This is a genomic window from Mesorhizobium sp. NZP2077 (genome assembly GCF_013170805.1).
Taxonomy (GTDB): Bacteria; Pseudomonadota; Alphaproteobacteria; order Rhizobiales; family Rhizobiaceae; genus Mesorhizobium.
Genome location: NZ_CP051293.1, coordinates 2,846,820 through 2,872,437, shown reverse-complemented (window position 1 = coordinate 2,872,437; position 25,618 = coordinate 2,846,820). Strand labels below are relative to the sequence as shown.

Below are 25,618 nucleotides of genomic sequence, written 5' to 3'. Positions count from 1 at the left end.
TCCGTCAACTTTTCGAGCGTCACATTTATAGCGGTCACTCCCCTTGGGGTAGACAGGATAAATCTTTCCAAACACGATCCTGATCTTTCCGTGACTCGGCCCAGCGATTGCCCTTCCATCTTGTCTACCCTCATTTGAACAGTCTGGGTTCAGACTCGAGCCTTTGATGACAGAGACCTCTTTTCCAGAGGGTGCTGTCTTCTCTTGGCTTGACCAACGCGCCATCGCGGCCGCGGGACAGACAGCGAGCCCTAGGAGGGCAACCATCGCTATGATACCAGTCGCTCGGCAGATCATCTTGGCTTTCCCATACTTGCTGATTCTATCAGAATAGACTTTTGATAATGTTCCGATGAATTTTGACCTATACAATAACTCATCTCCGGTTTGCTGGAGAGATGAGCAACGAGGCTTCGCCCGCAAAGCTCTATTCGACGTCAATACTCACGACCGCCTTATAGGCATTTCCCGTATAGGTATGGGTCGAAAAAGTCACCTCGTCATGTCCCTTGAATCCGGGATTTGACCGGTAAAGCCCCTTGATGCCATCGACCTTGTGCGTGTTGCATTTCGAGCGCTCATTCGCTTTGGCGAAACCGGTATAGAGCTTTGCGTGCACAAGCCTGACCTTGCCATGGCTTGGGCCCGCGATGATCCTGACATCGTCCGCGCCCGCGCTCGAACAGTCCACATTCAGGCTCACATCCCTGAAGATATAAATCTCCTGTCCGGATAGCGCTGTCTTTCGATAGCTTGTCGACCCCGCGGCGGCGGGCCAGGCCGCCAATCCCAAAGCCGTCAATGCCGCTACGAAACCTGCGATTCTATACACCATTTCTCAGCGATCCCCTGGCTGCATGACGTCTCCCTTCGGCCGAGATGCGGGCGGGCGATTGCGGCTCCGCCCTCAGTATTCCGGCTGAGATCCGCTACTCGACCTTGATGTTGGTGACATATTTGAAGGCATTGCCCTCATAGGTGTGAACCGAAAATGTTACCTGGTCCCAACCCTTGAAACCGTCTTTCGACCGGTAAAGTGCCCTGATGCCATTCACCATGCGGGAATTGCATTTTGAACGCTCGTTCGATTTGGGATAAGTCGCATACACCTTGCCCCGAACGAGTCTTACATTTCCGTGGGTTGGACCGGAGACCACTCTCACGTCATCCCTGCCTGCGCTGGAACAGTCCAAGTTCAGGCTAGCACCGCCGAAAACATAGATCTCGTGGCCGGAAAGCGCTGTCTTCTGGTGGGTGTCCGCAGCAGCCGGACAGGCCGCAAACACCAGAAGCGCAAGCCCCGTTGTCACACTTGTTGTGCGGAAAATCATGTCGCCCTCCTCTGCCCGGTGAATTCTCCCCGGTCAATTCTCCAAGTGACGACGCTATGACGGCACCAAGAAAACGGCCAATCACGGAAGCAGTACGTCCAATCAATTCTTGGTTATCAGAATAGAGTTCGGATACGCCGCTGATGCATCTTGGTTTTTACAATAAATCCTCCCCAGTGCCGCTGGCCAGTTGAGCCAAGCGTCCCGCCCGCCAGGCCGGAAGCGGCCTGGCCATTTTGTTGCAGCACCGGCAGTCAGAGTTGGAGCCGTCGATCAGGCCTTGTTGGTGATCCACATGGTCGGCGCGCCGACCACGCCGGCGTTTCCCATCGCCTCTTTCAATTTTGGATTTTTGATGAAGGCCTGCGCCTCGGCGACACTGGCGAAATCATGCGTTACGGTGACGTCGTTGGGGTTGTCCGCCGCCTGATAGACGGTCTCTGCCTTCACGCCGCCGGACTTTTGCACCGGGGCGAACCCGTCATAGACTTTGCGCCAGGCCTTATAGTCGGACACGGTATGTCTCACGAACAGCGTCGTCATTGTACATTCCTCCCAGGGTTATTGTTGCGCCCAAGAGGTCGGCGATGGGCTGTCCAGTTTATCGCCTCAAGCAGATCTTTGGCAAACGGGGGACGAATGAGGGCCGCCTGACAAGCGCCCCGTCAAAGTTCTTTTTTTGCCCCACCGATGATTTCCGCTCACCCGCGCTGTCTTCACCTACAGGCGCCGGAATCCTCCGGGCCGGAAAAAGGCGAGGTGAGCCATGCAATCGTTGAAAGGTCAAAATGTCGCCGTGGTCGGAGGCAGCCGGGGTGTCGGCCGCTCGATCGTGAAAGCTGCGCTCAGCGAGGGGGCGACGGTGCTTGCCGTCGCTCGCGGCATGGAAGCTTTGAAGGAACTCGCCTGGGAGGCGTCAGGCGTGAAGACGCTTGCCGCCGACGCCACGCAGGACACCGCGCCCGACGCGGTGTTTGCCGCCATGCAGCCGGACGTGCTGGTAATCTGCGCCGGTGCCTTCGCTCCGTCGGCGTCCATCCAGGACCAGAGCTGGGACGATTTCTCGGCGAATTGGCAGACCGACGTCAAGGCATCGTTCCTGTTCTGCAAGGCGGCCCTGCAAGGGGCGCTGAAGCCGGGTAGCCGCGTGGTGCTGATTTCCAGCGGCGCGGCATTCAGCGGCGGCCCGCCGAACTCCGGCGGCTATTCCGGCGCCAAGCGCATGCAGATGTTCCTGGCCGCCCACAGCCAGAAGGAAGCCGACCGGCTTGGTCTTGGCTTGCGCTTCATGGCGCTGGCGCCGATGCGCATCATGGCCGGCACCGGCGTCGGCCAGCGCGGCATTACTGGCATCTCCGCCTATCTCGGCATCAGCCCGGCGGATTTCCTGGCCAGCATGAGCGATGTCCAGACACCCGCCGATGTCGGACGCGCCGTGGTCGCGCTAGCCGGCGGCAAGGCGCAGGGAACCGCCTTCACGGTCAGCGGCAGCGGCCTTGCAGCGGCGGCATGAGGCGCGCAGGGTGAGAGATAAACTCCGCACGGCAGGCTCGACATGACAGACGCTCCCGGCCCGCTTGAGCCGCTGGGCCCGACAGGCAGGCCGATCCTCGATCGGCCTGCCTTCGAGCGCCTGACAACGACCCACCGCCGCGAGCTGAAGCTGCATTGCTACCGGATGATGGGCTCGCTGCACGAGGCCGACGATCTCGTGCAGGAGACGCTGCTGAAGGCCTGGCGCGGCCGCGCGCAATTCGACGGGCGTGGCTCACCGCGCGGCTAGCTCTACACCATCGCCACCAACGCCTGCCTGAACGCCATAAAGGCGCGGTCGTCGGCGCATCGCATCCTCGAGCCCCCGGACCGGCCGCCGAGCGAAGGCCGCGCCGCTGCCGGGCCGGCCACCGAGCTTTCCTGGCTGGAGCCCTACCCCGACGCCGAGCTGCCGGACATCGCCGATGGCGAACCCGGCCCGGACGCGCGCTACGAGACAAACGAGGCTGTGCGGCTCGCCTTCGTCGCCGCCATCCAGTTGCTGCCGCCCCGGCAACGCGCAGCCCTTCTGCTGTGCGACGTGCTGGGTTGGTCGGCGCTGGGGACCGCGCAGTTGCTGGGCGGCTCAACCGCCTCGGTCAACAGCGCCTTGCAGCGGGCGCGTACGACACTCGGCGGGCGCTATCCGCAGGGACGTCCCTTGCAGCGATCGCAGCCCAGCCCGGAGGAAGGTGCGCTGCTCGACCGTTACATGCAGGCCTGGCAGGCGGCGAATCTCGACGGCTTCATCGCGTTGCTGCGCGAGGACGCCACCTACCACATGCCGCCATGGCGTGACTGGTACCAAGGGACGCTCCGCGATCCACGGCTTCTTCAAAACCGTGTGGAGCAATTTCGCCGGCTACCGCGCGGTCGCGACACGGGCCAACGGCCAGCCGGCGGTTGCGATCTACGCACAGCGCCATCAGCATCCCGAATGGCGCGCCCAGTCGCTGCATGTCATCGAGCCCGCCGATGGCGGCATCGCCTCGCTGACGGTCTATGTCGGCCCGCTCGCGGCAGAGCTGTTCGCCGCCTTCAGCCTGCCGCCAATGGTGCACGAGAGTTGGTTCGAAACGAAAGCGTAGCCGTCTCTCCTGACAGAAAGCTGGCGGGAGGCCTGGCCTATAGATTGGTCGGGAGCCCGGCCGGGCTTCAGCGATCAAGGAGCCTGCGATGAATTTCGTTTCTGTCCGCATCATCACCTCGGACGTTCAGCGCCTCGTGCGCTTCTACGGCGAGATCACCGGCATGCCGGTCATGGTCTACACGGAGGACTTCGCCGAACTGGCGACACCTTCGTGCACGCTGGCGATCGGCAGCACGCGCACCTTGATGCTGTTCGGCGGCGACATCGCCCGCCCCGCCGACAACCACACCGCCATCCTGGAATTCCGTGTCGGCGACGTCGATGCCGAATTCGCCCGGCTGTCGGACTTGATCAGGAACGTGACCGTGCAGCAGCCCACCACCATGCCCTGGGGCAACCGCTCGCTGCTGTTTCGCGACCCCGACGGCAACCTGGTGAATTTCTTCACTCCGGTCAGCGCAGAAGCGATCCGGAAGTTCGATAAATAGAATGCTGATGTCTGGCCGCCGCTGCCAATCGTTCAGTCTGGATTTACTGTCTCCCCGGCGCTCTCCTTGCGCCGGAATGCCCAAAGCGCGAGCGCGCCTGGGCGCGGATCGTCGGGATAGTCCAGTCGAGCGACGTCCTCGTCCACAGTCCAGGGTTCCGGGAAGTCGGCGGCCACTTCGGTCGCGACGATCCCAGCATCTTCAAGATCGGAATCGGCGACCTCGCCGTCAAACACGAAGCGAAGCGTGATCTCAAACCCTTCCCAGCCGCAGGTAACCGCCCGAAGCCTCGGCGAAACGGCGCCGAGCAGCGCGCGTTGCACGGAAAGCAGCAGCTTCGTCCGAATGTCATCCATGGGCGCCCGCCTACTTCAGGTTCCACTTGCGCACCACCGGCTCGCTCAGATCATGCTCGTAGCCGAGCACGCTGATGCTCGCCGTATCGAGCACGAACAGCGCGCCGCCTTCCGGCGGCAGGCCGAGCCAGCGGGCGGTCAGCACGCGCAGGAAATGCGCGCTGGAGAATATCAGGATCGAGCCACCTGCGTCGCGAAGCTGTCTGATGATCCTGTCGGCGCGGGCGCCGACATCGGCCGCCATCTCGCCTTTTGGGCAGCCGTCGCGAAAGACGTTCCATCCCGGCCGCTCGGCCAGGATGTCCTTGGTGGTGCGCCCTTCATAGGCGCCGTAGTCCCACTCCTGCAGATCATCGTTTCTGACGCTAGTCGCGCCAAAGCCGGCCAGCACGCTGGTGTTGTAGGCACGCTGCGAGGGGCTCGACCAAACCGCCGAAAACGAAAGACCCTTGAGCCGATCCGCCACGCCCCGCGCGGCGGCTTCGCCGGCAGGCGTCAGCGGCATGTCGGTGCGGCCGGTATGCTGACCCGAAAGGCTCCACGCCGTCTCGCCATGCCGGACCAGGTGGATTTGCGGATATGCGTTGCTCATGGGCTGCCTTTCCTTGATGTCACGCCAAGCTGTAGCGGTCGGCACAACACAGCGAAAGACCCCGGCCGCCATCGCAGCACTTCAGCGCCATCACCGCCGCCTTACCAATCCGTAAGGTCCCTGCCACCGAGTTTTCATGAACCTGTCATGTGCCCGCACCTATCCTTGATCCCTCGCGCCCATTTCTTGATCCATCGCGGGCCGCGACATGAGGGACCTTCCATGAAAATGCTATCTCTGGCGCTGGCCGCCGGCACGCTTACGACGGCGTTGGCGGGCGCGCTGTCTGTTTCCAGCGCCAACGCCGCACCCTACAAGCACGTATTGCTCATCAGCGTCGACGGGCTTCATGCACTCGATCTGGCAAACTATGTCGCCGCAAATCCGACAAGCTCGTTCGCCGCGCTCGCCCATACCGGGATTTTCTATCCGAATGCTCTCGCCAGCGCCCCGTCCGACTCGTTTCCTGGCCTTGTGGCACAGGTAACCGGCGGCACGCCCAAATCGACGGGCGTGTTCTACGACGACAGCTACGACCGCACCTATTTCGCGCCGGCCTCGGATTGCAAGGGCGAGCCGGGTGCCGAGGTGGCCTTCGCCGAGAACATCGACGTCGATTCGACGCGCCTTGATGCTGGTGGCAAGCCGGGCGATTACCGCAGCCAGATCGACCCGGCAAAGCTGCCGATGACGCTGATCAACGGCAAATGCTCGGTGGTCTATCCGCATGATTTCGTGCGGGTCAACAACGTCTTCGAAATCGTGAAAGCGCATGGTGGCCGCACGGCCTGGTCCGACAAGCACCCGGCCTACGAATGGCTGAACGGACCTTCAGGAAAAGGCGTCGACGACCTCTACGCGCTGGAACAGGACAGCTTGATTCCCGGCACGAAGGTCAAGACGACGGGCAGCTTCAAGGCCGAGCGTGACTTTGATGAAGCGCGGGTTCATGCGGTGATCAACGAAATCAAAGGCCTCGACAGCACCGGCGCGCATCCCGCGGCGGTTCCCACGATTTTCGGTATGAATTTCCAGGCGGTGAGCGTGGGCCAGAAACTCCCCAAGTCCGGTCCCGGTGACGAGGCCGGTCTGGTGGGCGGCTATCTGGATGCCAGCGGCGCGCCTGGCAACGGTCTTGCCGGGCAGCTCGCCTATGTGGACAGCGCCATCGGCGAACTGATGGTCGCCCTCAAGGACAACCACCTTGCCAGTTCGACCCTGATCATACTTGCCTCTAAGCATGGCCAGTCGCCCATCGACCCCGCGACGTTCCAGCCGCTGGACGATGATCCTTATACGAAGACACCGGGCTATGCCTTCCACATCGCCGACGACGCCGCGCTGATCTGGCTCAAACCGCAAGACAGGGTCAAGAACCTCGCGGCGGCGCAGGATTATCTCGAGAAATCCAGCAAGGCTGAAGGCATCGCCCAGATCCAGCCGCCGAATGTCCTTGCCCTCGCCTATCTAGATCCGGCCACCGACAGCCGTACGCCGGACTTCATAGCCACGGTCAATCCGGGTGTGGTCTACACATCCGGTTCGAAGATTGCCGAGCACGGCGGCGCCAATGCGAACGATCGCAACGTGGCGCTTCTCATCAGCAGTCCTTCGCTCAAGCCGAGGTCGGTGCCAACTCTGGTGCAGACGACGCAGGTCGCTCCCACCATCCTGCGGGCTCTTGGCTATAACGCGAACGAACTCCAGGCCGTGAAGCTCGAAGGCACCCAGGAGTTGCCCGCGACACCGTTCTAGGCCCGGATCGTACCGTTTCACAATTGGCCGCCGGGCATGCTCGGCGGCCATTCGTTTGCGATCAGCCCATTCGTTTTCGATCAGCAATGTTTGCAGACAGGTGGCCGCATCGCTGATGGCGGGCTATGACTCGCCTGAAATTGGTTTGATTTCTCCCCACGCGCCTGGCCTTGATCCGCATCAAGGTGGCCCTGTGATGAAGCCGGTAGCGAACTTATATCAGGATAAGCCGCTCCAAGGCTCCAGCCACCCCAAGGGCGCCGGCCCTTGCACAACAGGTCAGATCATCATGTACAAACATCTGCTCATCGCCACCGACGGATCGGAACTGGCCGACAAGGGCGTTACCCATGGCCTCACGCTGGCAAAAGGCATCGGCGCCACCGTCACCTTCGTCACTGTCTCGGAACAATTCCCGATCTTCGCCTGGGGCGGCGCCATGGCCGGCTATGCGGCGGGCGATGAACTGGCCGTCTTCCAGGAAGAATCGCGCAAATACGGCAAGGAGGTTCTGGCCAAGTGCAAGGCTTCTGCCGACGCGGCCGGCGTGTCCGCCGAGGTGATCCATGTCGAGGACAAACGGCCGGCCGAAGCGATCCTGGAACTGTCGCAGGCGCAAGGCTGCGACCTGATCGTGATGGCCTCGCATGGCCGCCGCGGCCTGGGCAAGCTGCTTCTGGGCAGCCAGACGGCGGAGGTGCTGTCCTACACCGAAATTCCGGTACTGGTGGTTCGGTAAGCTCTGCCCCCGAGAGCTGGAACCGGCTTTCGGAATCATGCTCAAACAGCAGACAGGGGCGCATCCCGGCGCGGCCGCCTTGCGCCAACATTCGTTCGACCGCGCCCCTGAGGAAACAGCGAATGGCGCATGAGGATCGCACGGGGATAATCGCCGGGAGAACGCCGGAATCGGCGGCCATGCTGGCGGACGTCAAACGGGCGATGGCGATCACCGCCAACCTCAACCGCTTGACGTTCGATGACGCGGAAGAAATCCGCGCCTTGTTCAGCGAACTCATTGGCAAAAAGGTCGATGACAGCTTCCTGTTGATTCCGCCCTTCTACACGACGGGCGGGGCCGACATCCGCGTCGGGCGCAATGTCTTCATCAATCAGAACTGCACGTTTTATGATCTTGGCGGGCTCGACATCGCCGACGATGTGCTGATCGGGCCGAATGTCAGCCTCATCACATCGGACCATCCCCTCGAACCATCCCGGCGGCGCGCCTTCACGACCGCGAAGCCGATCGTCATCGAGCGCAACGTCTGGATCGCCGCCGGCGCAACGGTCATCGGCGGCGTGACGGTCGGCGAAAACTCTGTTGTCGCGGCGGGCTCGGTGGTGACGAAGGACGTTCCCCCGAACACGCTTGTCGGCGGCAACCCGGCGAGGCCCATTCGGTCGATTGCCGAGTGAGGGCGCAACTTTTTATCGGGTAAACCAACCGGCGGGACCGACAGATCGTAGTGACATTGTCGCTATGCTATGCTGTCAAAGGCAGGAAAGGAGCCATCCATGTGCAACGACCTCGTGCTTGAGGCGTTGCAGCGCGCCACTGAGGACACGTTGCTCAACCGTGTCATGTTTACTGTCGAGCCGGATATCTACGCTGCTTTTCTGGAGCGTCTCGACGCGCCGCAGGATCCGAACCACCGGTTGCGCCGTACAATGACGACAAAGCCTCCGTGGGACGCTGCGTGACGCTGGGGGCTAGAGCGCGGCCTCCAACGCAAGATAAGCTCCAAGTGCCAGCAGCCCCACGAAAAACACCTTGCGAAACGTCTCGACGCTCATCGTCTGGCGCAGCGTCTGGCCGATGAACATGCCGGCCAGTGCCGGCAGCAGCGCCAGGATCGACCCCGAAAGCTGCGCCGTCGGCGATACGAGCGCGCCTGTCCTGAACAGGCCGATGGCAAGGGCTGCCGTCGATACGGTGAAGGACAGGCCGAGCACCTGGATGAGATTCTCCTTCTCCAGCCGCAGCGATTGCAGATAGGGCACCGCCGGGATGACGAAGACGCCGGTGGCGCCGGTGACCAGCCCGGTCGCCACGCCGACCAGCGGTGACATCAAGACCTCGTGGCGCGCCGGCGTGGTGAAGCCAAGCTTGAGCAGGCCGAGAACGGCGTAAAGCACAAGTGCTGCGCCAAGCCCTGCCGAGGCCGCGCCCGCATGTGCGCCGGTGAGCACCCCTGCCCCGGCGACGGTGCCGAGCATGATGCCGGCCATCATCGTCCGCAGCCGTTTGCACAGCCCGGCGAAGGAGGGACCGCTGAACAACTGCCAGAGATTGGTGACCAGCGACGGGATCAGCAGCAGTGCGGCCGCTTGCGCCGGCGGCATCGTCACTGCCAGCAATCCCATCGCCACGGTCGGCAGCCCCATGCCGACCACGCCCTTGACGAAGCCGGCAGCGAGAAAGACGGCGCCGATCCAGGCGATGATGCCCACGCTCAGCACGACCGCGCCTTCGCCATGGGATCAGTCATGCAGCAGCATGTCCGTCGCGTCGGCATCCCTGGATTTCGCCGGCGCGGCATCGGGACTGATTGAAGCGGCCCTTGTCGTACATCCCCGCAACCCGGGCTGCGCCTGCGCCATGGCAAGCGAAGCCACGGCGACCGCCAGAGCGATCGCCATGCTTTCAAGAATTCCCAGCCCTTGCCGGCCTGTCGCTTTTTCGCTCATCGAAAATCTCCATCGCAAAAGATTTGACTGACATGCGGCCCGCGCACAATGTGGAAGTTGCGCTGTCAGCCTTCGTTCTGGACGAAGGCTGTAGCCGAAGCTGCGCGACCCGCAGGAGCAAAAGAATGCGCTTCGATCTCACCGATCTCCGGCTGTTCCTGCTGGTCGCCGAGCGCGGCAGCATCACCCATGGCGCGGAACTCGCCGGGCTGGCGCTGGCCTCGGCGAGTGCCCGTATCAAGGGCATGGAGCAGCGGCTCGGCGCGCCGCTGCTGGAACGACGCCGCCGCGGCGTGGTGCCGACAGCCGCCGGCCAGGCGCTACTGCATCATGCGCGCGCGGTGCAGAACCAGATCGAGGCAATGGCCGGCGACCTCGGCGCCTATGCCGGCGGCCTGCGCGCCCGCGTGCGCCTGATGGCCAACACCGCCGCCACGGCCGAGCTGCTGCGCGACATCCTGCCGGCCTTTTTGGTGGCGCATCCCGGCATCGACCTCGATCTGGACGAACGCCCCAGCCACGAAATCGCCGAGGCAGTGGCCAGCGGTGGCGCCGATCTCGGCATTGCCGCCACCTGGGCCGGTCTTTCGCATCTCGAGCAGAAACCGTTCTTCGTCGACCGGCTGGTGGTGATCACCGCGCGGAACTGGCCGGGGCTCGCCGGCCAGCACGCCGTCAACCTCGCCGACATCCTGAGCGAATCCTTTGTTGGCCTCAGCCTCGGTAACGCGCTGCAGGAACACATTACCCGCCAGGCCGCCCGGGTTGGCGGCCATCTGCATATCCGCATCCGCGTGCCCGGTCTCGACAATGTCTGCCGGCTGGTCGCGCAAGGCGCCGGCATCGCCATCGTACCGGAAAGTGCCACGCGCCGCTCGGCCCGCCGGCTTCGCAGCCTGCGCCTCGGCGACGACTGGGCGACGCGTCAGCTCAACCTCTGCGCCCGCAGCTTCGACGAGTTGACGCCGCAGGCAAAGCTGCTCGCCGCGGCGCTGGCCTGAGCCAGACAGCCCTGACAGAAAGGCGGGCGCAACCCTACGCCGGCCAGCGCACGATTGCCATCCCTGCTAAAAACAACGACTTGCTTTCTAGAAAGCTATGCCGTAGCTTATTTTCATATAGGCAAAAATATTGCCAACATTTTTTCTCTTTATGAAAGAGTGCACTTTTGCGGGAACATCTCGATCTGACCGATCGGCGGCTGGTCAAACAGCTGTCGCAGGACGCCCAGCCGGGCATCAACCGCCTCGCCGAGATGTTGGCGATTTCGGTGCCGACGGTACGCTCGCGGCTGCGCAATTTGCTCGATCGCAATCTGCTCAAGATCGTCGGACTGCTGAACCTGACCGAGCGCCCCGAGCTGATCTCGGCCATTGTCGGCATCAATGCCCAGGGGCGCGGCCGGGCCCGCGAACTGGCGCAGCGCATTTCCGAACTGCCCTTTGTCAACTCGGCTTCGGTGGTCACCGGACGCTTCGACATCATCGTCGACGTGACCGTGGCCGGCGACGTCGCCGATCTTTACCGCGTCACCAGCGAGCTGATCCCGGGCGCCGGCGAGCCGGGCGAAGTCGTGCGCAGCGAGACCTTCGTCGTCATGGCGTCCTGCAACAAATGGGTCAGCCTTCCCGAAGGCTGCTGGTCTGATGACCGCAAGGAGCCAGCATGAAGATCGCGGTTCTCGGCGGCCTTGGCCTGCAAGGCCGGGCCGCCATCGCCGATCTCGTCGCCAGCGGTGTCGAGGAGGTGATCTGCGTCGATACCGCGCCCGATGGTGCGGCCCGGCTGGCTGATCTGACCGACCTTGCCCGCGTGCGCTTCGTCGTGCCTGAGGGCGCGATCGGACCGGCGCTTGCCGATGTGCTTGCCGATGCCGACGCCGCCATCGATCTGCTGCCGCAGCCATTGATGCGCGAAGCGGTGCAGGTCGCGATCGCAACCCGCACGCCGCTGGTCACCACCAATTACGGCAAGGCCATCGCAGACCTGGCGCCGGCCGCCGAACAGGCCGGTGTGTCTGTTATGACCGAATGCGGGCTCGACCCCGGCATCGACCTCGTGCTCTACGCCCGCGCCGCAAAACAGTTCGATACGATCACCGCGATCGATTCCTATTGCGGCGGCATCCCCGAGCCGAAGGCGATGGCGAAGCCGCTTTGCTACAAGGTGAGCTGGAACTTCGACATGGTTCTGGTCAGCCAGAACCGTGACAGCGTGATGATCGAGAACGGCGAACGCGTCGCCGTACCGGCCGCCCGCCAGCACGACAGTCATTTCATCCATGAGATCGAGGTCGCCGGCCTCGGCACGCTGGAAGCCTTCCCCAATGGTGATGCGCTGCACTATGTCGAGATGCTTCCCGCGGCAAAAGGGCTGCGCCGCTCCGGCCGCTATACGCTGCGCTGGCCCGGATGGTCGGCCTTCTGGGCGCCGCTGAAGGAACTCGGTTTCCTGTCCGAGGACAAGGTGCCCGGCACCTCCAACAGCCCGCGCGAATTCCTCGGCCGGCTGCTCGGCCCGCAACTGCAATATGGCCCCGGCGAAAAGGACCTGTGCGTGATGCGCAATGTCTTTTCCGGCCTCGGCGACGGCCGCGCCAAGACAGTGACATCCGATTTGATCATCGAGCGCGACCTGACCTCCGGCCTGTTCGGCATGAGTCTCGGCGTCGGCTACCCCGCCAGCATCGTGGCGCAGATGCTCGCGCGGCGCGAGATCACCACACCGGGCCTGCTCAACCCGCTGCTGCATGTGCCCGACGAACCCTTCTTCGACGAACTGGCCAAGCGCGGCATCAAGGTTACCGAAACGGTGGCCTGGGACTGAGAATTTTCGAACGGTGGCTGCCGCCGGCAAACGGCGCCGCCGCTCAAAAAAGCGCCCAAGGGAATCCGCGGGCAAAACAACATCCAACAGGGAGGAATACCAAAATGAAGATTGCCAGACTTTTCATCGCCGGACTTGCGCTCGCGGGCTTGACCGCCGCCGCCAGTGCCGGAACGCTCGACGAGATCACCAAGCGCGGCGAATTGCGGGTTGCGGTGCAGACTCAAGGACCGCCCTTCTCGCTGGTCGGCGCCAATGGCGAACGCACCGGAAGTTCGGTTGAACTCGCCGAACTGATGGCCAAGGAAATGGGTGTGAAAATCACCTTCCTCGACTTCGACTGGGATGGCCTGATCCCGGCGCTGCTTTCGGGCAAGGCCGATCTGCTGGTCGCCGACATGACGCCGACGCTGGCGCGCGGCATGAAGGTCGCCTTCACCACGCCTTACATGTATACGGGCAGCACCGTCTTCACCAAGGCCGACAGCAAGTTCAAGACCACCGAGGACTGCAAGGCCAAGGGCACCAAGATCGCCGTGCTGCTCGGCGCCACCGGTGAGAAGGAAGCCAAGGCCGCCTTCCCCGATGCCGACATCAAGAGCTACAAGGGCGGCGGCCCGCTGCTGCTCGACGCCGTCAACAACGGCCAGGCCGATTGCGGCGTCAACGACATCTCGGCGGTCAAGGGCCAGCAGACGGCCTACCCGGCCGGCAGCTTCACCATCATGCCGGATCTTCTGTCGAAGGAGCCGCTTGCCTTCGCCACCCGCTATGACGAGCCGGACCTGCTGATCTGGATGAACCTGTTCCTCAACCAGGTCACCATCGACGGCCGCCTGCAGAAGAACCTCGACTACTGGGTGAATTCCGACGCCTGGAAGAAGGATCACTAAGCAGCAATAAAACCGAGCGGCTTCGCGCGCATCTTAGGCGCCGCGCGAAGCCGCTCGGAATTCGCTGCGTCCGCCGCTTCCCGCACTCTGGGACTTCACCCACGATGCTCGAAAATTTCAGTTTCCGCACCATCGTCGAATATCTGCCTCTGTTCGGGCAGGGGCTGATCACGACCGTCTGGCTGTCGGCGCTGTCCTTCGTCGGCGCGCTCGTCGTGGGCATCGTGCTGTGCGCCATGAATTTGCAGCGCGGCTGGCTGTTTCGCGCCCCGGCCAAGGCCTATATCGACGCCGTGCGCGCCACGCCCTTGCTGGCGCAGCTCTATTTCCTCTATTTCGGCCTGCCCCGGCTCGGCTTCGTCCTGCCGGAACTCGTCGTTGGCATCCTGGCGCTGTCCCTGAACAGCGGCGCCTATATCGCCGAGATCATTCGCGCCGGCATCCTGTCGATCCCGCGCGGCCAGGTCGAAGCCAGCGTCGCCTCGGGCATGACCTATGTTCAGCGCATGCGGCTGGTGGTGCTGCCGCAAGCCTTCAAGGTGACGATCCCGCCGCTGCTCGGCCAGGCGATCGTGCTGGTCAAGGATTCCGCCCTGCTGTCGCTGATCTCGGTCGCCGAACTGACGCGCGCCGGGCAACTGCTCGCCTCCGACCGTTTCATGCCGGCGGAAGGCTTTCTCACCATCGCCGCCTTCTACCTGCTGCTCTACTACTGCCTCAAAGGACTGGCAGTTCTGTCCAGCCGCTGGCTCGGCACAGCGGGGGCGCGGACATGATCTGGCAACAGTTCCTCAGCCTCGCCGGTTCCTATCCCCTCGCCTTGCGCGGCCTCGGCATGACGGTGGTGCTGTCGCTGATCAGCCTGGTGCTCGGCACCTTGCTCGGCTTCGGCCTCGGCATCTTGCGCACCGGCGGCAACCGGCTGATCTCGAGCGTCATCGGCGCCTGGGTCGACCTGATCCGCGGCACGCCGTTCCTGGTGCAGATCTTCCTGATCTTCTTCATCCTGCCCGAGTTCGGTATCGAGCTCGACGCCTTCACCGCCGGCATCATCGCGCTGACCAACCTCGCCGCTTGCTTCATCTGCGAGATCGTCGCCGCCGGCATCCGCTCGGTGCCGACCGGCCAGGTCGAGGCAGCGCTTGCATCCGGCCTGTCGCGCTGGCAGCGCATGCGCCAGGTGGTGCTGCCGCAGGCCATGCGCATCGTGCTGCCGCCGCTGGTCGGGCAATATGTGCTGCTGATCAAGGATTCATCCGTCGTCTCGGCGATCGGACTGACCGACCTCACCCGCGTCGGCTGGCTGGTGGTGCAGCGCGTGCCCAACGGCCTCCTGGTCTTCTTCCTCGTCGGCGTCGGCTATTTCATCGTCTGCTATCCCCTGATCATGCTCGCCCGCCGGCTGGAGCGCCGCATGGGCGCGGCCCATGGCGAGGTGCAGCTGTGACATCGAACCTCAAAGGGCGCACGGACATGAGCACGCCAAATATGACCAAGACCGGCATGACCAAAACCGGCCCAGCCAAAACCGGCATGATCGATTTTCGCGGCGTCAACAAATGGTTCGGCACGCTCAACGTGTTGAAGGACATCACGCTGAGCGTCGAGCCGCGCGAAGTGGTCGTCGTCTGCGGCCCGAGCGGCTCGGGCAAGAGCACGCTGATCCGCTGCATAAACGGCCTGGAGACGATCAAGGACGGCGATCTCATCGTCGACGGCCAGCGTGTTGGCGACCCCGCCACGAACATGACGCAACTGCGCACCGAGATCGGCTTCGTCTTCCAGTCCTTCAACCTCTACCCGCACAAGACCGCGCTCGAAAACGTCACGCTGGCCCCGATCCATGTCCGCAAGATCCAACGCACTGAAGCTGAAAAGGCCGGCCGCGAACTGCTGGCCAAGGTTGGCCTTGCCGACAAGGTCGACGCCTATCCGGCACAGCTCTCCGGCGGCCAGCAGCAGCGCGTAGCGATCGCGCGCTGCCTCGGCATGCGGCCGAAAATCATGCTGTTCGACGAGCCGACCTCGGCTCTCGATCCCGAGATGATTTCAGAAGTACTCGACGTCATGGTGGCGGTCGCCGAGGAAGGCATGACCATGATGGTGGTGACGCATGAGATGGGCTTTGCCCGCAAGGTCGCCCAGCGCGTGGTGTTCATGGACGCCGGCGCCATCGTCGAAAGCGGCACGCCCGACGAATTCTTCTCGCACCCCAGGACCGACCGCAGCCGGGCGTTTCTGAGCAAGATTCTGCGGCACTGAAGCGCCGACACGTCCGGTCAATCGGCCCGGCGTACATTGGTGAACGCGCTTGGGGCGTCACAGATGTCGTTCAATGTCCATGCGTTGATGCAGGATGCGGATGACATCCAGGGTCGTTTCGGACTGACGGAAGAAAATGAAATGCTGGCCGGCTGGGTATTTGAAATACCCTTCGCGCACATCGACGCGACGACCCGTTTTGACGCCGAGGGCCAAGGCTTCGATGACGTCGACCAAATCGCGATGATACCGATCCGCTTGTTCCAATGACCACTGTTTGAACGTATAGAGCCAGATATCTTCCAGATCAGCTTCCGCCAGGGGTGAGAGCCGATATTGGCGGCTCTTACCTGGCATGCTTGGCCTTCATCCTGCTTAGGAACGAAGCGCTGTCGAAGGCGACAGGTGTACCGGATTCTTCGCCGGCAATGAGGGCGTTCTGCAAGGCCGCGACTTTGGCTTCGTGTTCTTCGAGCAACCGCAGACCGGCACGCACGACATCACTTGCCGAGCCATAACGGCCCGTCTGAACCTGCGTATCGATGAAACCGGCGAAATGATCGCCAAGGGAGACCGAGGTATTTCGGGGCACGGGATCATCCTTTGATCAATGACGCCAGCATATACCAAAAATTGGTATACGTCACCGCCAATGCCTTGATTATAGCGATACGCCCAGTTCGCGCAGTGCAGCCTTGGCCGCTTGGTACTCATAGAAGCCTTTGGGGCAACGGCCGATGGCGGCCCGGTAAAGCTGCAACGCTTCATCGTTTTGGCCCTGTAACCGGCTGAGTTCGGCCGTATAGAAATTGGCCTCGCAGACCTGCCCGGTTTTCGTTGTCGCGTCCGGATCGTCGGCGGCCTTGAGTGTATCGGCTGGTGTCTGCTCGCCAAGCAGCATCCGAACCACCGGTGCCGGCCATTTCGTCATGTCGACCTTGCCGATCCAGCCCTGCAAATGGCTGCCAAAGCCGCTGCGCCGATTGGCCAAATCCAGCCAGATCGCGGAATAGGCAAAGTCGGGCTCGAGCGTGGCCGCCTGTTCGAAATCGGCCCGGGCCTTGGCCAGCGCACCGGAATAGAAGGAGACGATCCCCCGGCGATCATAGATGTCGGCATTTTTCGGATCGAGGGAAATCCCTTTGTCGAGGTCGGCTAGTGCTCGCGCATTGTCGCCCTTGTCAGCCCATGCCATCCCTCGACCGCCGTATGCTGCGGCAAATTCGGCGTTGTTTGGATCAAGGCTGATTGCTTCGTTGTAGTCTGCGATTGCTCGATCATTGTCGCCTTTCCTGTCCCATGCGAGGCCTCGGTTGTAATAAGAGAGGGCATGTTTCGGGTCCAGGCTAAGCGCCTGGTTGTAGTCTGAGATGCCGCGGTCGTAGTCGCCCTTGGCAACAAACAGCAGGCCTCGATTGTTGTAGGCATCGGTTATTTTCGGATCGAGGCTGATCGCCTGGTCGTAGTCAGCCATCGCGCGATCATTGTCGCCCTTTTTTCCCAACGCGATGCCTCGGTAGTAATAGGAGACGGCATGTTTCGGGTCGAGGCTGAGCGCCTGGCTGTAGTCTGATATGCCGCGCTTATAGTCACCCTCGGCAACCCACAGCAGGCCTCGAATGTTGTAGGCATCGGCCTTTTTCGGATCGAGGCTGATCGCCTTGTCCAAGTCGGCAATGGCATGGTCGTTGTCGCCCTTCTTTCCCCATGCCATGCCACGGTTGAAATAAAAGAGGGCATGTTTTGGGTCCAGGCCGAGCGCCTGGTTGTAGTCTGATATGCCGCGGTCATAGTCACCCTTGGCAACCCACAGCAGGCCTCGGTTGTTGTTGGCATCGGCGCTTTTCGGATCGAGGCTAAGTGCCTGGCTGTAGTCCGCGATCGCGCGGTCATTGTCGCCTTTGTGGGCCCATGCCATGCCTCGGTTGAAGTAAGAGAGCGTATTTTTCGGATCGAGGCTGATCGCCTGGTCGAAGTCGGCAATGGCACGGTCATTGTCGCCCTTCCTCACCCATGCGATGCCTCGATTGGAATAAGGAATGGCAGGTTTGGGATCAAGGCCGATGGCTTGATCATAGTCGGCGATGGCGCGGTCGTAATCGCCCTTGGCAGCCCACAGCAGACCTCGATTGTTATAAGCATTGATGATCTTGCGATCGAGGTTGATCGCCTTGTCGTAGTCGGCAATGGCCGCGTCATCGTCGCCCTTGCGGGCCCATGCCAAGCCTCGGTTGAAGTAAGAGAATGAAGATTTGGGATCGACACCCACCGCCTTGTCGTAGTCGGCAATGGCGGCGTCATCGTCACCCTTGCGGGCCCATGCCATGCCTCGGTTGGAATAAAAGGCGGCCTGCTTGGGATCGAGGCTGATCGCCTGGGTATAGTCGGGGATGGCGCGATCGTCATTGCCCCTGGTGGCCCAGATCAGACCTCGATTGTTATAGGCCTCGGCGAATTTCGGGTCGAGACTGATCGCCTGATCGTAGTCGGCAATGGCATGGTCATAGTCGTTCTTGTGCGCCCATGCGATACCCCGGTTGAAATAGGAAATCGCATGTTTGGGATCGAGGCCGAGCGCCTGGTCGTACTCGGCGATGGCGCGATCATTGTCACCCCTGGCAACCCACACCAGGCCTCGATTGTTGTAGGCATCGACATTCTTGGGATCGAGGCTGACCGCCTGGTCGTAGTCGACCATCGCGCGATTATTGTCACCCTTGTGTAGTTTCCCTTTGACACCCAGACATTGCCGCGCATGACGTAAGCGACGCTGCGCCTGCCGGCGCCGGCGTATTCGATGACTTGCGTACAGGCTGCGATTTGCCGGGCTGTGTCGACTTTTTGGCCGATGCAATCGGTATAGTTCGGGTCAGTCTGCAAAAACCGCGCGAATACCATCCCGGCAACAATGATCACCAGCGTTATAAGCCAGTACCATTTGCGGACCAGCACGATCAACTCGCCCTTGATCATCGAGACTCCTCATTCGATTTCGGCCAGGTGCTTCGACCTGTCGCTGCCGCCTTGAGCTTTTTAGCCAAGGCCGAGCATTGCTTCCAACCACTTCCAGGTGATTGCAGGATTTTCGCGATCCGCGGCTCTTACTGGCGGCAAAACCGGCCAAGGCTCGCATAATTCTTGCGTGGGCCTTTGACCCGCCACGCCTCGGCCCATTCGTCAGGCCCGCGAAAGAAGAAGCGCCCGACATAGAGATCGGCGCCGCAGAGATGGCGGACAGTCTGTGCCGCCTTCAGCTCGAGTTCGATGAAATCGCGGCTATCCGCGTGCAGGATGTGCACCGAACGCTCGCCCGGCTCCAGCCGGTAGCGCCTGCTGGCCGGCATTTCGCGAGAACCGATCCGCATGACGCCATGCTCGCTGAACATATCTTGCGTCACCACGGCCTCGCCGGCGAAGCGGTAGGTCGTACCGGTCAAAAAATCGATCATGCTGCGGCTGACTGTCCAGTCGCCGACAATGCTGTCTGCCATTGTTTGCCCCGCCCGGCCATCGGGATCGACCGCACTTCTTCGGTCAATAGAATGTGCGATGGAGGGCTTCTGCGATTCCATGAAGCGACGAACCGCGCTACGGCGCCTTGCCCATGACGCGGAGCGCGGTCATCGCAGCTGGATGCTCGATGAAGTCCCGGGGGCACTCGCTGAGCGCGAGGCGGTAGAGCGGCACGGCCTCGTCGTCGCGATGCTGCCGCCGCAGGAATTCCGCAGTGTAGAAATTCGCCTCGCAGACCTGCTCGCTTTTCTTCGTCGCGTCCCGGTCGTCAGCGGCAGCGAGTACCGCCTCCGGCGTTTGTTCGCCCAGCAGCATGCGCACCAGCGGCGCAGGCCATTTCGTCTTCTCAAGCTCGGCGTCATGCAGGATACTTGGCTGCCCGTTGCGCCGCCGGGCAAGGTCCGCCCAGATCGCGTAGTAGGCATCCTTCGGTAGCATCTTGGCACCCTGCTCAAGGTCGGCCTGCGCGCCTGCCGGCGACCCAATGTAAAACCGTGCGATGCCCCGGCCCTGATAGACGCCCGCGGATGTCGGGTTGAGGCGCACTGCTTCATCGTAGTCGACGAAAGCGTCGCTGTAGGCGGTCTTGTAGACGTTGGCGAGGCCGCGCGTTTCATAGGCGGGGGTGTAGAAGACATCGAGGTGGATCGCCTGACTACAATCGGATATGGCGCGGTTGTATTGCGCCTCGTAGACCCAGACTCGGCACCGGCCGACATAGGCGCCGGCGTAGTCCGGACTGAGCATGATGGCCCTGTCATAGTCCGCCATGGCATAGCCGAGCTGGCCCTTGCGAGCCCAAGCGGCGCCTCGGTTCTTGTGCGGCCGCGCATAACCGGCGTCGAGGAGGATCGCCACATTGTAATCGGCAATCGCACGGTCGTACTCACCCTGGTCCATCAGCGCCAAGCCCCGGTTGTCGTAAGGCTGCGCATATTTGGGATCAATGGCGATCGCCTGGCCATAGTCCGATATGGCACGGTCGAGATCGCCCTTGTCCGACCACGCCAGGCCGCGATTGTTGTAGGCCCTGGCGTAGGTTGGATCGATGCTGATCGCCTTGTCGAAATCCGCTATGGCGCGGTCGGCGTCGTTCTTCTGCGACCAGGTCCAGCCACGATCATTATAGGCTACCGCATCTCTGGAATCGACATGAATGGCCTGCCCGTAATCGGCGATGGCACGATCATAGTCCTTCTTGCCGAACCACAGATCACCACGATTGCGGAAGGTCTCGGCGTCCCTGGGGTCGATGCTGATGGCGTCGTCATAGTCTGATATGGCGCGATCCGCGTCGCCCTGTTTGACCCAGGCGTCGGCGCGCCAGCGATAGGCATCGACATGCTTCGCGTCGAGGCTGATCGCCTGGCTGTAGTCTGCTATGGCGCGTTCCGGATTGCCCTTGGAGGTCCAGGCCAGCCCAAGGTTGAAATACTGATCGGGATTCTCGGGATCGAGAAACACCGCCTGGCTGTAGCTGGTGATGGCGCTGTCATAGTCGCCTTTGCGCAGATACGCATTGCCGAGAAGGTTATAGACATCGCTGGTTTGCGGTTCGAGACTGATCGCCTTGCTGAAATCGGCGATCGCGCGGTCTTCGTCGCGCTTCTGGCTGTGCCAGATCAGGCCCCGGTTGGCATAGGCAAGGGAAAATCGTGGATTGAGCTCTATCGCCCCGCTGTAGTCGGCGAGCGCCCGGTCATAGTCCTTCTTGTGGCTCCAGGTCAGGCCACGATTGTTGAAGGCATCGGCGTCCTTGGGATCGAGTTCGATCGCCTTGTCGTAATCCGAAATGGCGCGGTCGTATTCGCCGTTCGCGTCCAACGCGTTGCCGCGATCGAAATAGGCAATTTCCCGATCGCTTGCCGAGGTCGCCTTGTCCTCAATCACGTTGGTGCAGGCGACGATCCGGTTGGGCGGCGTCAGCTTGTCGTTGGCGCACACATCCATATGGCTATCGGCTGCCATGGCGGGAGCGCCGAGCGCCAGCAGGACGGCGAGACAGGTAAAATGCCGTCTCACGGCGTAACCCCTGTGGCGCGAAGCGCCGCTTTGGCCGCGTTGTATTCGACGAAGTTTTTGGGGCAATTGCTGATGGAATCACGATAAAGACGCACGGCGTCATCATCATTCTTCTGCAGCGTCAAGTTCCGCCGCGAAGAAGTTGGCCTCGCATATGTGTTCCGTCCTCTTGACCGGATCCGAGTCATCGGCCGCCGTAAGGACCGCCGCCGGTGTCAGTTCGCCGAGCATCATCCGCACCACCGGCGCTGGCCACCTGTTCATGTCGAGCCTGCCTTCCGCCGCGCGCAAACCGCCCGCCGAGCCATCATGCCGCTCAGCAAGGTCGACCCAGATGGCGAAATAAGCGCTGTCCGGCACCAGCCTGGCAGCCTGTTCCAGGTCGGCCCGCGCATCGGCTATCGGGCCGGAATAGAAGCGCAGGATGCCCCTATCCTGAAAGGGTCGAACGTTTGTCGGGTCGAGCAGGATCGCCTGACTGAAGTCGGCGACGGCCTTGCCGTCGGCGCCCTTGTTACGCCAGGCCCGCCCCCGGCTTTCATAGTCGCCACTGTCGGCCAGTGCGCTCGCGCGCATGACGTAGGCAATGACATGGTCACGATATGCCTCGCTCTCGTCCGCCATGACGCGCGTGCAGGCAGCGACCCGCAAGGGCGCATCCGCCTTTTCATTGCTGCAATCATGAAAGTCGCTGTCCGTCGCCATGGCGGGAGCGCCGAGCGCCAGCAGGATGGCGAGACCGGCGAGAGGCTGCCGCACCTTTACAATCGATCGCCGGAATCTGGGAAGCATCATGTCAGCAGTTTTTGAAGCACAATTGCCGGTTGTTGGCCTTATGCCGACTTGATCAGGCAAATTCTCGATCGCTGCAAGTCACTGCTGCAAAGAAATCCGTTCAAACAGCACCACCTCCGCAACGTAAGCGACGTGGCCCTTTGGGTCCGGTCGCGGATTGGCGCGGTGACAAACCGGCTCCCATTGAAGGGAGCCGGCTGCCATGTGAGCAGGCGGAAGGCCAACCTGTCCGGAATGGGCGGGCTCAGGCCGCCGTCGGATAATCCGTATAACCCCTGGCGTCGCCGCCATAGAACGTCGCCTTGTCCGGATCGTTCAGTCCGGCATTGCGCTTCAGCCGGCTGACGAGGTCGGGATTGGCGATGAACAGCTTGCCGAACGCGACAAGGTCGGCATAGCCGTCTCCGACCGCCTTCTCCGCCAGTTCCTTGTCATAGCCATTGTTCACGAGCCAGGCGCCGTTTCCACCGGCCTTGCGATAGGTGGCCTTGAGCTCTTCGTAGTCGAACGGCTTGTCGCCCTGGCTGAAGTCGCGCGCGCCGCCGGTCGCGCCTTCGACGATATGGACGTACGCCAGGCCGCGGCCGCCCAGGCCGGCCACGACATGGTTGAACAGCGGCTGCGGATCGGCATCCGACGTGTCGTTGGCGGGTGTCACCGGCGACAGCCTGATCCCGGTCCGGCCGGCGCCGACGGCGCCCGTGACCGCGTCGACCACCTCGAACAGGAAACGCGTCCGGTTCTCGATGGAGCCGCCATAGTCATCGGTGCGATGATTAGTGCCCGAGCGCAGGAACTGGTCGATGAGATAGCCATTGGCGCCATGGATCTCGACGCCGTCGAAACCCGCTACCTCGATCGCCGCCTTGGCGGCGCGGCGGAAATCATCGACGATGCCGGGAAGTTCGGCTGCTTCGAGCGCGCGCGGCTCGGAAGTGTCGGCGAACTCGCCGCTGCCATCCGGCTTGACCAGGAACGTCTTGGAGTTTGCCCTGATCGCCGACGGTGCCACCGGCTTGCCGCCGCCGGGCTGCAACGAATTGTGCGAGATGCGTCCGACATGCCAGAGCTGCACTACGATCTTGCCGCCGGCCTTGTGAACGGCGTCGGTGACGCGCTTCCAGCCGGCAAGCTGATCCGCGCCATAGAGGCCTGGCACGTTGGCGTAGCCCTGGCCCTGATGGCTGATGGCGGTGGCTTCGGTCACGATAAGACCGGCCGTGGCGCGCTGGCCGTAGTAGGTCACCGACAGGTCGCCGGGCACCGCATTGGGCGAGCGATTGCGCGTCAGCGGCGCCATGACGATGCGGTTCGCCAGCGTCAGGTCGCCGGCCCGCAAGGGATCAAAGAGGGTAGCCATGAGAAATGCCTTTCATGCATTTGGGGGGATGGGGGAGGATGGTCAGAGATCGGACAAGGCGGCCTGGAAGGCAGCGATGGTTTCTTCGTTGCGCTTGTAGAACACCCATTGGCCAACCCGACGCGTCGTCACGAGCTCGGCCGACGCCAGTGTCGCCAGATGGGTCGACACGCTGGACTGCGCCAGGCCGCGATGGTCGAACTGGCTGGCGCAGACACCCATCTCGAGCGGATGCGCCTGCGCGGCGAAGTGCCGCTCGGGCTCCTTCAGCCACGCCAGGACATCGCGTCGAAACGGATGCGCCAGTGCCTTCAATATGATGTCGTGGTCCATCTTCACCTCGCATCGATCTCCACCGATATATAGATCGGGGAGAGACGATATGGCAGGAAATCCATGCCATTTTTGCCAGTGATCGGAGAAAAGCATCCCCACTCGCGCCCGTCACAGCTGGCGGGCCGGCGACGAGGCGCTCGCCGACCGAAGCGTTAGGTGACCGCCAGCACCTTGCCCGTATCGTGCTGGCGCACGAAATCCACGCGCTTGCCGTCCCAGTGATAAGAGTAGTGCCGGCCCTGCACCGGAACGGTGATGACGTCGGGCCAAAAGATGCCGATGCATTGCCCGTCCGGCATGCGCACGCTGTTCCACACCAGCCCGTCGCTGCCGGCCGCCCGCAGCGCCCGCCCCTCCGCCTGCGAGGCGGTGTAGTCGTCGGGGTCGAGCACGCCGGGCACTGCGTTGACGTCATCGAGATCGCGGTCGACGCTGCCGATCAGCACGCGAAAGTCAGCCGTCCAGCCCGGATCCTCATTGGTGGCGCGCATGAAATTCTGGTGATGGTGGATGGTTTCGGCCAGCGCCACATCCTCGCTGTCGCCGGCATAATAGAGACCGTAGCTGCCATCGGAGAAGCGGCCCGGTCGCAGCGTCGAACAATGCACGAAGGGCGCCATGACGAAGCTGGCGCCGGGGCCGGACACCCGCCTTGCCGCCGCGACCTTGCCGAGGTCGCCGATCTCCAGCCTTATGCGCGGGTTGGTCTTTTCCTCGACCGAGGCCAGCGCCTCCCAGTCGCGCGGATCGGCAATGTCCTCGAACAGGTCGATCGGCGGATGGATGGAGCGGATGATGCGGAAAGTCTGGTGCCAGTGGACGCGGCGCCGGACCGCGAGGCCACTCACCATGCACCACGCTCCGCATCGAGCCATTCGCGCATCGCAGCGAGATCCGAGATCTCGCCGCGCAGCATGAGGTCGAGCGCCGACTGGCCACCGAAAGTGGCATTGGGCTTGCGAATCCAGGCATAGCCGCGCGCCGGCTCGGTGAAGAGATAGCGCAGGCCTTTGTGGATGCCCATCAGATGCGCCATGCGGGTGCGTAAATCGCGGTCGATGCGGCCGATACCGCCTTCCTTCCAGCGTGCCCCAGTCTTCCAACGTGCCCAAGTGCGGGCCGACATGCCGCCGAGCAGGATGCAGGCCTCAAGATCGGTGAGGCCCCACGCCTTGAACAGATTGACCGTGGTGCGCGCAAGCGCCCCGGCCTCTTCCTCTGAAATGGCTGACCCGACCGTGGCCGGCGTGGTGACGATGGACTGGAGCTGCATGTTTGCTCACCTCTGCTATTGGCAGAGATATAGCATCTATTTGCCAATTGGCAAGGAGCGCTCAAAGTCAGGCTTCTGGAATGGTGGCGTCACGAGGCAAGAGTCCGCACCGCTCCTTTGCATAATCCCAAGCGGAAAAAGGCGGATCGACCCGTCGCTCGGGCGGTGTCTTTATGAACGGATCCAAGCCAAACAAGCTGTATGTCGCAAACCGCTCTTCGGCGGTAGCTCCCGGCTTGAAAGCATTTTCCAGGTCGCCGTCGACTATGGCGCGGCAGTGCGCCACAGCCTCATCGTAGGTTGCGAATTGGCCGTCCAAATACCGATGACTCTCGTCACGATAATGAAAATTATCGTCGACGAAGACTTGGTAGAGGCTCTCGTCGGGCTCCAACATTTCCCGCTCCGGCTCATCCGCGGTTCGTGCGGGACACACCAAGGAATTTCCGCAACACCATCATAAATGCCCGGTGGCTGGCCGCAACCAAAGCTCGATAAGGCC

Annotated in this window: 33 protein-coding genes and 1 pseudogene; 16 read left to right on the top strand and 18 right to left on the bottom strand. The window is 62.4% G+C overall.

All coding sequences use genetic code 11. The annotated features are described in order from the left end of the window. Window positions 1-427: 427 nt before the first annotated feature. From HGP13_RS14175 to HGP13_RS14165, 3 genes are all read right to left on the bottom strand, one after another. Window positions 428-835 carry a hypothetical protein gene (locus tag HGP13_RS14175; protein ID WP_172226234.1) on the bottom strand — a complete coding sequence of 136 codons (408 nt, stop codon included), beginning with the start codon at window positions 833-835 and terminating at the stop codon, window positions 428-430. A gap of 94 nt (window positions 836-929) precedes the next feature. Next, entirely contained in the window at window positions 930-1,331 is a 402-nt protein-coding gene (locus HGP13_RS14170; protein ID WP_172226231.1) for a hypothetical protein, read from the bottom strand. 273 nt (window positions 1,332-1,604) lie between these two features. Next, window positions 1,605-1,874 (bottom strand): cyclase, encoded by a 270-nt coding sequence (locus HGP13_RS14165; protein ID WP_172226228.1) that lies wholly within the window; start codon window positions 1,872-1,874, stop codon window positions 1,605-1,607. 223 nt (window positions 1,875-2,097) lie between these two features. Between HGP13_RS14165 and HGP13_RS14160 the strand changes: the two genes are divergently transcribed. The 5 genes and pseudogenes from HGP13_RS14160 (at window position 2,098) to HGP13_RS14150 (ending at window position 4,442) form a co-directional block, all read left to right on the top strand. Then, window positions 2,098-2,844 (top strand): SDR family oxidoreductase, encoded by a 747-nt coding sequence (locus HGP13_RS14160; protein WP_172226225.1) that lies wholly within the window; start codon window positions 2,098-2,100, stop codon window positions 2,842-2,844. Between the two features lie 42 nt (window positions 2,845-2,886). After that, window positions 2,887-3,114 (top strand): sigma factor, encoded by a 228-nt coding sequence (locus tag HGP13_RS37880; RefSeq protein WP_246707372.1) that lies wholly within the window; start codon window positions 2,887-2,889, stop codon window positions 3,112-3,114. Between the two features lie 9 nt (window positions 3,115-3,123). After that, window positions 3,124-3,624, top strand: a pseudogene (locus tag HGP13_RS37875) (sigma factor-like helix-turn-helix DNA-binding protein); the annotation flags it as partial. A 34-nt stretch (window positions 3,625-3,658) separates the two neighbouring features. Further along, window positions 3,659-3,952, top strand: coding sequence for a hypothetical protein (locus HGP13_RS37870; RefSeq protein ID WP_246707371.1), 294 nt, complete (start codon window positions 3,659-3,661; stop codon window positions 3,950-3,952). Between the two features lie 88 nt (window positions 3,953-4,040). Beyond that, window positions 4,041-4,442 carry a VOC family protein gene (locus HGP13_RS14150; RefSeq protein ID WP_172226222.1) on the top strand — a complete coding sequence of 134 codons (402 nt, stop codon included), beginning with the start codon at window positions 4,041-4,043 and terminating at the stop codon, window positions 4,440-4,442. A 32-nt stretch (window positions 4,443-4,474) separates the two neighbouring features. On the opposite strand, the gene HGP13_RS14145 is transcribed toward HGP13_RS14150, so the two are convergent. Both HGP13_RS14145 and HGP13_RS14140 read right to left on the bottom strand, forming a co-directional pair. Next, window positions 4,475-4,798 (bottom strand): hypothetical protein, encoded by a 324-nt coding sequence (locus HGP13_RS14145; protein WP_172226219.1) that lies wholly within the window; start codon window positions 4,796-4,798, stop codon window positions 4,475-4,477. Between the two features lie 10 nt (window positions 4,799-4,808). Then, window positions 4,809-5,390: a histidine phosphatase family protein gene (locus HGP13_RS14140; RefSeq protein WP_172226216.1), complete on the bottom strand. Its 582-nt coding sequence runs from the start codon at window positions 5,388-5,390 to the stop codon at window positions 4,809-4,811. 186 nt (window positions 5,391-5,576) lie between these two features. On the opposite strand from HGP13_RS14140, the gene HGP13_RS14135 reads away from it, so the two are divergent. The 4 genes from HGP13_RS14135 (at window position 5,577) to HGP13_RS14120 (ending at window position 8,849) form a co-directional block, all read left to right on the top strand. Then, a complete protein-coding gene (locus HGP13_RS14135) occupies window positions 5,577-7,145 on the top strand; it encodes an alkaline phosphatase family protein (RefSeq protein ID WP_246707370.1) in 1,569 nt (522 codons plus the stop codon). Between the two features lie 289 nt (window positions 7,146-7,434). Then, window positions 7,435-7,884, top strand: a complete 450-nt coding sequence (locus tag HGP13_RS14130) for a universal stress protein (protein WP_172226213.1) — start codon at window positions 7,435-7,437, stop codon at window positions 7,882-7,884. A 122-nt stretch (window positions 7,885-8,006) separates the two neighbouring features. After that, window positions 8,007-8,564, top strand: coding sequence for a sugar O-acetyltransferase (locus HGP13_RS14125; RefSeq protein WP_172226210.1), 558 nt, complete (start codon window positions 8,007-8,009; stop codon window positions 8,562-8,564). A gap of 99 nt (window positions 8,565-8,663) precedes the next feature. Further along, the gene (locus HGP13_RS14120) at window positions 8,664-8,849 is read left to right on the top strand and encodes a DUF1778 domain-containing protein (RefSeq protein WP_246707369.1); all 186 of its coding nucleotides are present in this window, start codon (window positions 8,664-8,666) and stop codon (window positions 8,847-8,849) included. 9 nt (window positions 8,850-8,858) lie between these two features. Here the strand turns inward: HGP13_RS14120 and HGP13_RS14115 are convergent, their stop codons facing one another. Together HGP13_RS14115 and HGP13_RS14110 are read right to left on the bottom strand one after the other, a co-directional pair. Next, window positions 8,859-9,608 (bottom strand): sulfite exporter TauE/SafE family protein, encoded by a 750-nt coding sequence (locus tag HGP13_RS14115; RefSeq protein ID WP_172226204.1) that lies wholly within the window; start codon window positions 9,606-9,608, stop codon window positions 8,859-8,861. Between the two features lie 21 nt (window positions 9,609-9,629). Continuing rightward, window positions 9,630-9,836 (bottom strand): hypothetical protein, encoded by a 207-nt coding sequence (locus HGP13_RS14110; protein WP_172226201.1) that lies wholly within the window; start codon window positions 9,834-9,836, stop codon window positions 9,630-9,632. Between the two features lie 125 nt (window positions 9,837-9,961). Here HGP13_RS14110 and HGP13_RS14105 point away from each other — a divergent pair, with 125 nt between their 5' ends. The 7 genes from HGP13_RS14105 (at window position 9,962) to HGP13_RS14075 (ending at window position 15,817) form a co-directional block, all read left to right on the top strand. Further along, window positions 9,962-10,837, top strand: coding sequence for a LysR substrate-binding domain-containing protein (locus HGP13_RS14105; RefSeq protein WP_172226198.1), 876 nt, complete (start codon window positions 9,962-9,964; stop codon window positions 10,835-10,837). A 167-nt stretch (window positions 10,838-11,004) separates the two neighbouring features. Then, a complete protein-coding gene (locus HGP13_RS14100; protein ID WP_027044322.1) occupies window positions 11,005-11,505 on the top strand; it encodes an Lrp/AsnC family transcriptional regulator in 501 nt (166 codons plus the stop codon). Continuing rightward, entirely contained in the window at window positions 11,502-12,662 is a 1,161-nt protein-coding gene (locus HGP13_RS14095; RefSeq protein WP_172226195.1) for a saccharopine dehydrogenase family protein, read from the top strand. The genes HGP13_RS14100 and HGP13_RS14095 overlap by 4 nt, the downstream gene beginning before the upstream one ends. A gap of 104 nt (window positions 12,663-12,766) precedes the next feature. After that, the gene (locus tag HGP13_RS14090) at window positions 12,767-13,555 is read left to right on the top strand and encodes an ABC transporter substrate-binding protein (protein ID WP_172226192.1); all 789 of its coding nucleotides are present in this window, start codon (window positions 12,767-12,769) and stop codon (window positions 13,553-13,555) included. Between the two features lie 104 nt (window positions 13,556-13,659). Next, window positions 13,660-14,331 (top strand): amino acid ABC transporter permease, encoded by a 672-nt coding sequence (locus tag HGP13_RS14085; RefSeq protein ID WP_172226189.1) that lies wholly within the window; start codon window positions 13,660-13,662, stop codon window positions 14,329-14,331. Continuing rightward, window positions 14,328-15,002: an amino acid ABC transporter permease gene (locus tag HGP13_RS14080; protein ID WP_019859628.1), complete on the top strand. Its 675-nt coding sequence runs from the start codon at window positions 14,328-14,330 to the stop codon at window positions 15,000-15,002. Before HGP13_RS14085 ends, HGP13_RS14080 begins: the two co-directional genes overlap by 4 nt. Window positions 15,003-15,088: 86 nt before the next feature. After that, window positions 15,089-15,817 (top strand): amino acid ABC transporter ATP-binding protein, encoded by a 729-nt coding sequence (locus tag HGP13_RS14075; protein WP_172234701.1) that lies wholly within the window; start codon window positions 15,089-15,091, stop codon window positions 15,815-15,817. A 57-nt stretch (window positions 15,818-15,874) separates the two neighbouring features. Here HGP13_RS14075 and HGP13_RS14070 read toward each other — a convergent pair whose 3' ends face one another. The 11 genes from HGP13_RS14070 to HGP13_RS14020 form a co-directional block, all read right to left on the bottom strand. Further along, on the bottom strand, window positions 15,875-16,174 hold the full coding sequence (locus HGP13_RS14070) for a type II toxin-antitoxin system RelE/ParE family toxin (RefSeq protein ID WP_172226186.1): 300 nt from the start codon (window positions 16,172-16,174) through the stop codon (window positions 15,875-15,877). Next, window positions 16,164-16,409, bottom strand: a complete 246-nt coding sequence (locus HGP13_RS14065) for a type II toxin-antitoxin system ParD family antitoxin (protein WP_172226183.1) — start codon at window positions 16,407-16,409, stop codon at window positions 16,164-16,166. Before HGP13_RS14065 ends, HGP13_RS14070 begins: the two co-directional genes overlap by 11 nt. A gap of 69 nt (window positions 16,410-16,478) precedes the next feature. Further along, a complete protein-coding gene (locus tag HGP13_RS14060) occupies window positions 16,479-18,671 on the bottom strand; it encodes a tetratricopeptide repeat protein (protein WP_281410995.1) in 2,193 nt (730 codons plus the stop codon). 247 nt (window positions 18,672-18,918) lie between these two features. Beyond that, window positions 18,919-19,308, bottom strand: coding sequence for a DUF6314 family protein (locus tag HGP13_RS14055; protein WP_172226177.1), 390 nt, complete (start codon window positions 19,306-19,308; stop codon window positions 18,919-18,921). 97 nt (window positions 19,309-19,405) lie between these two features. Next, on the bottom strand, window positions 19,406-21,352 hold the full coding sequence (locus HGP13_RS14050) for a tetratricopeptide repeat protein (protein WP_172226174.1): 1,947 nt from the start codon (window positions 21,350-21,352) through the stop codon (window positions 19,406-19,408). 105 nt (window positions 21,353-21,457) lie between these two features. Next, window positions 21,458-22,111 (bottom strand): hypothetical protein, encoded by a 654-nt coding sequence (locus HGP13_RS14045; protein ID WP_172226171.1) that lies wholly within the window; start codon window positions 22,109-22,111, stop codon window positions 21,458-21,460. Window positions 22,112-22,391: 280 nt separating this feature from the next. After that, window positions 22,392-23,507, bottom strand: a complete 1,116-nt coding sequence (locus HGP13_RS14040) for an alkene reductase (protein ID WP_172226168.1) — start codon at window positions 23,505-23,507, stop codon at window positions 22,392-22,394. A 42-nt stretch (window positions 23,508-23,549) separates the two neighbouring features. Beyond that, entirely contained in the window at window positions 23,550-23,840 is a 291-nt protein-coding gene (locus tag HGP13_RS14035; protein WP_172226165.1) for a helix-turn-helix domain-containing protein, read from the bottom strand. A gap of 155 nt (window positions 23,841-23,995) precedes the next feature. Further along, window positions 23,996-24,694 (bottom strand): RES family NAD+ phosphorylase, encoded by a 699-nt coding sequence (locus HGP13_RS14030; protein ID WP_172226162.1) that lies wholly within the window; start codon window positions 24,692-24,694, stop codon window positions 23,996-23,998. Further along, window positions 24,688-25,116 (bottom strand): MbcA/ParS/Xre antitoxin family protein, encoded by a 429-nt coding sequence (locus HGP13_RS14025; RefSeq protein ID WP_172226159.1) that lies wholly within the window; start codon window positions 25,114-25,116, stop codon window positions 24,688-24,690. Before HGP13_RS14025 ends, HGP13_RS14030 begins: the two co-directional genes overlap by 7 nt. A gap of 67 nt (window positions 25,117-25,183) precedes the next feature. After that, window positions 25,184-25,513 carry a hypothetical protein gene (locus HGP13_RS14020; protein WP_172226156.1) on the bottom strand — a complete coding sequence of 110 codons (330 nt, stop codon included), beginning with the start codon at window positions 25,511-25,513 and terminating at the stop codon, window positions 25,184-25,186. Window positions 25,514-25,618 lie beyond the last annotated feature (105 nt).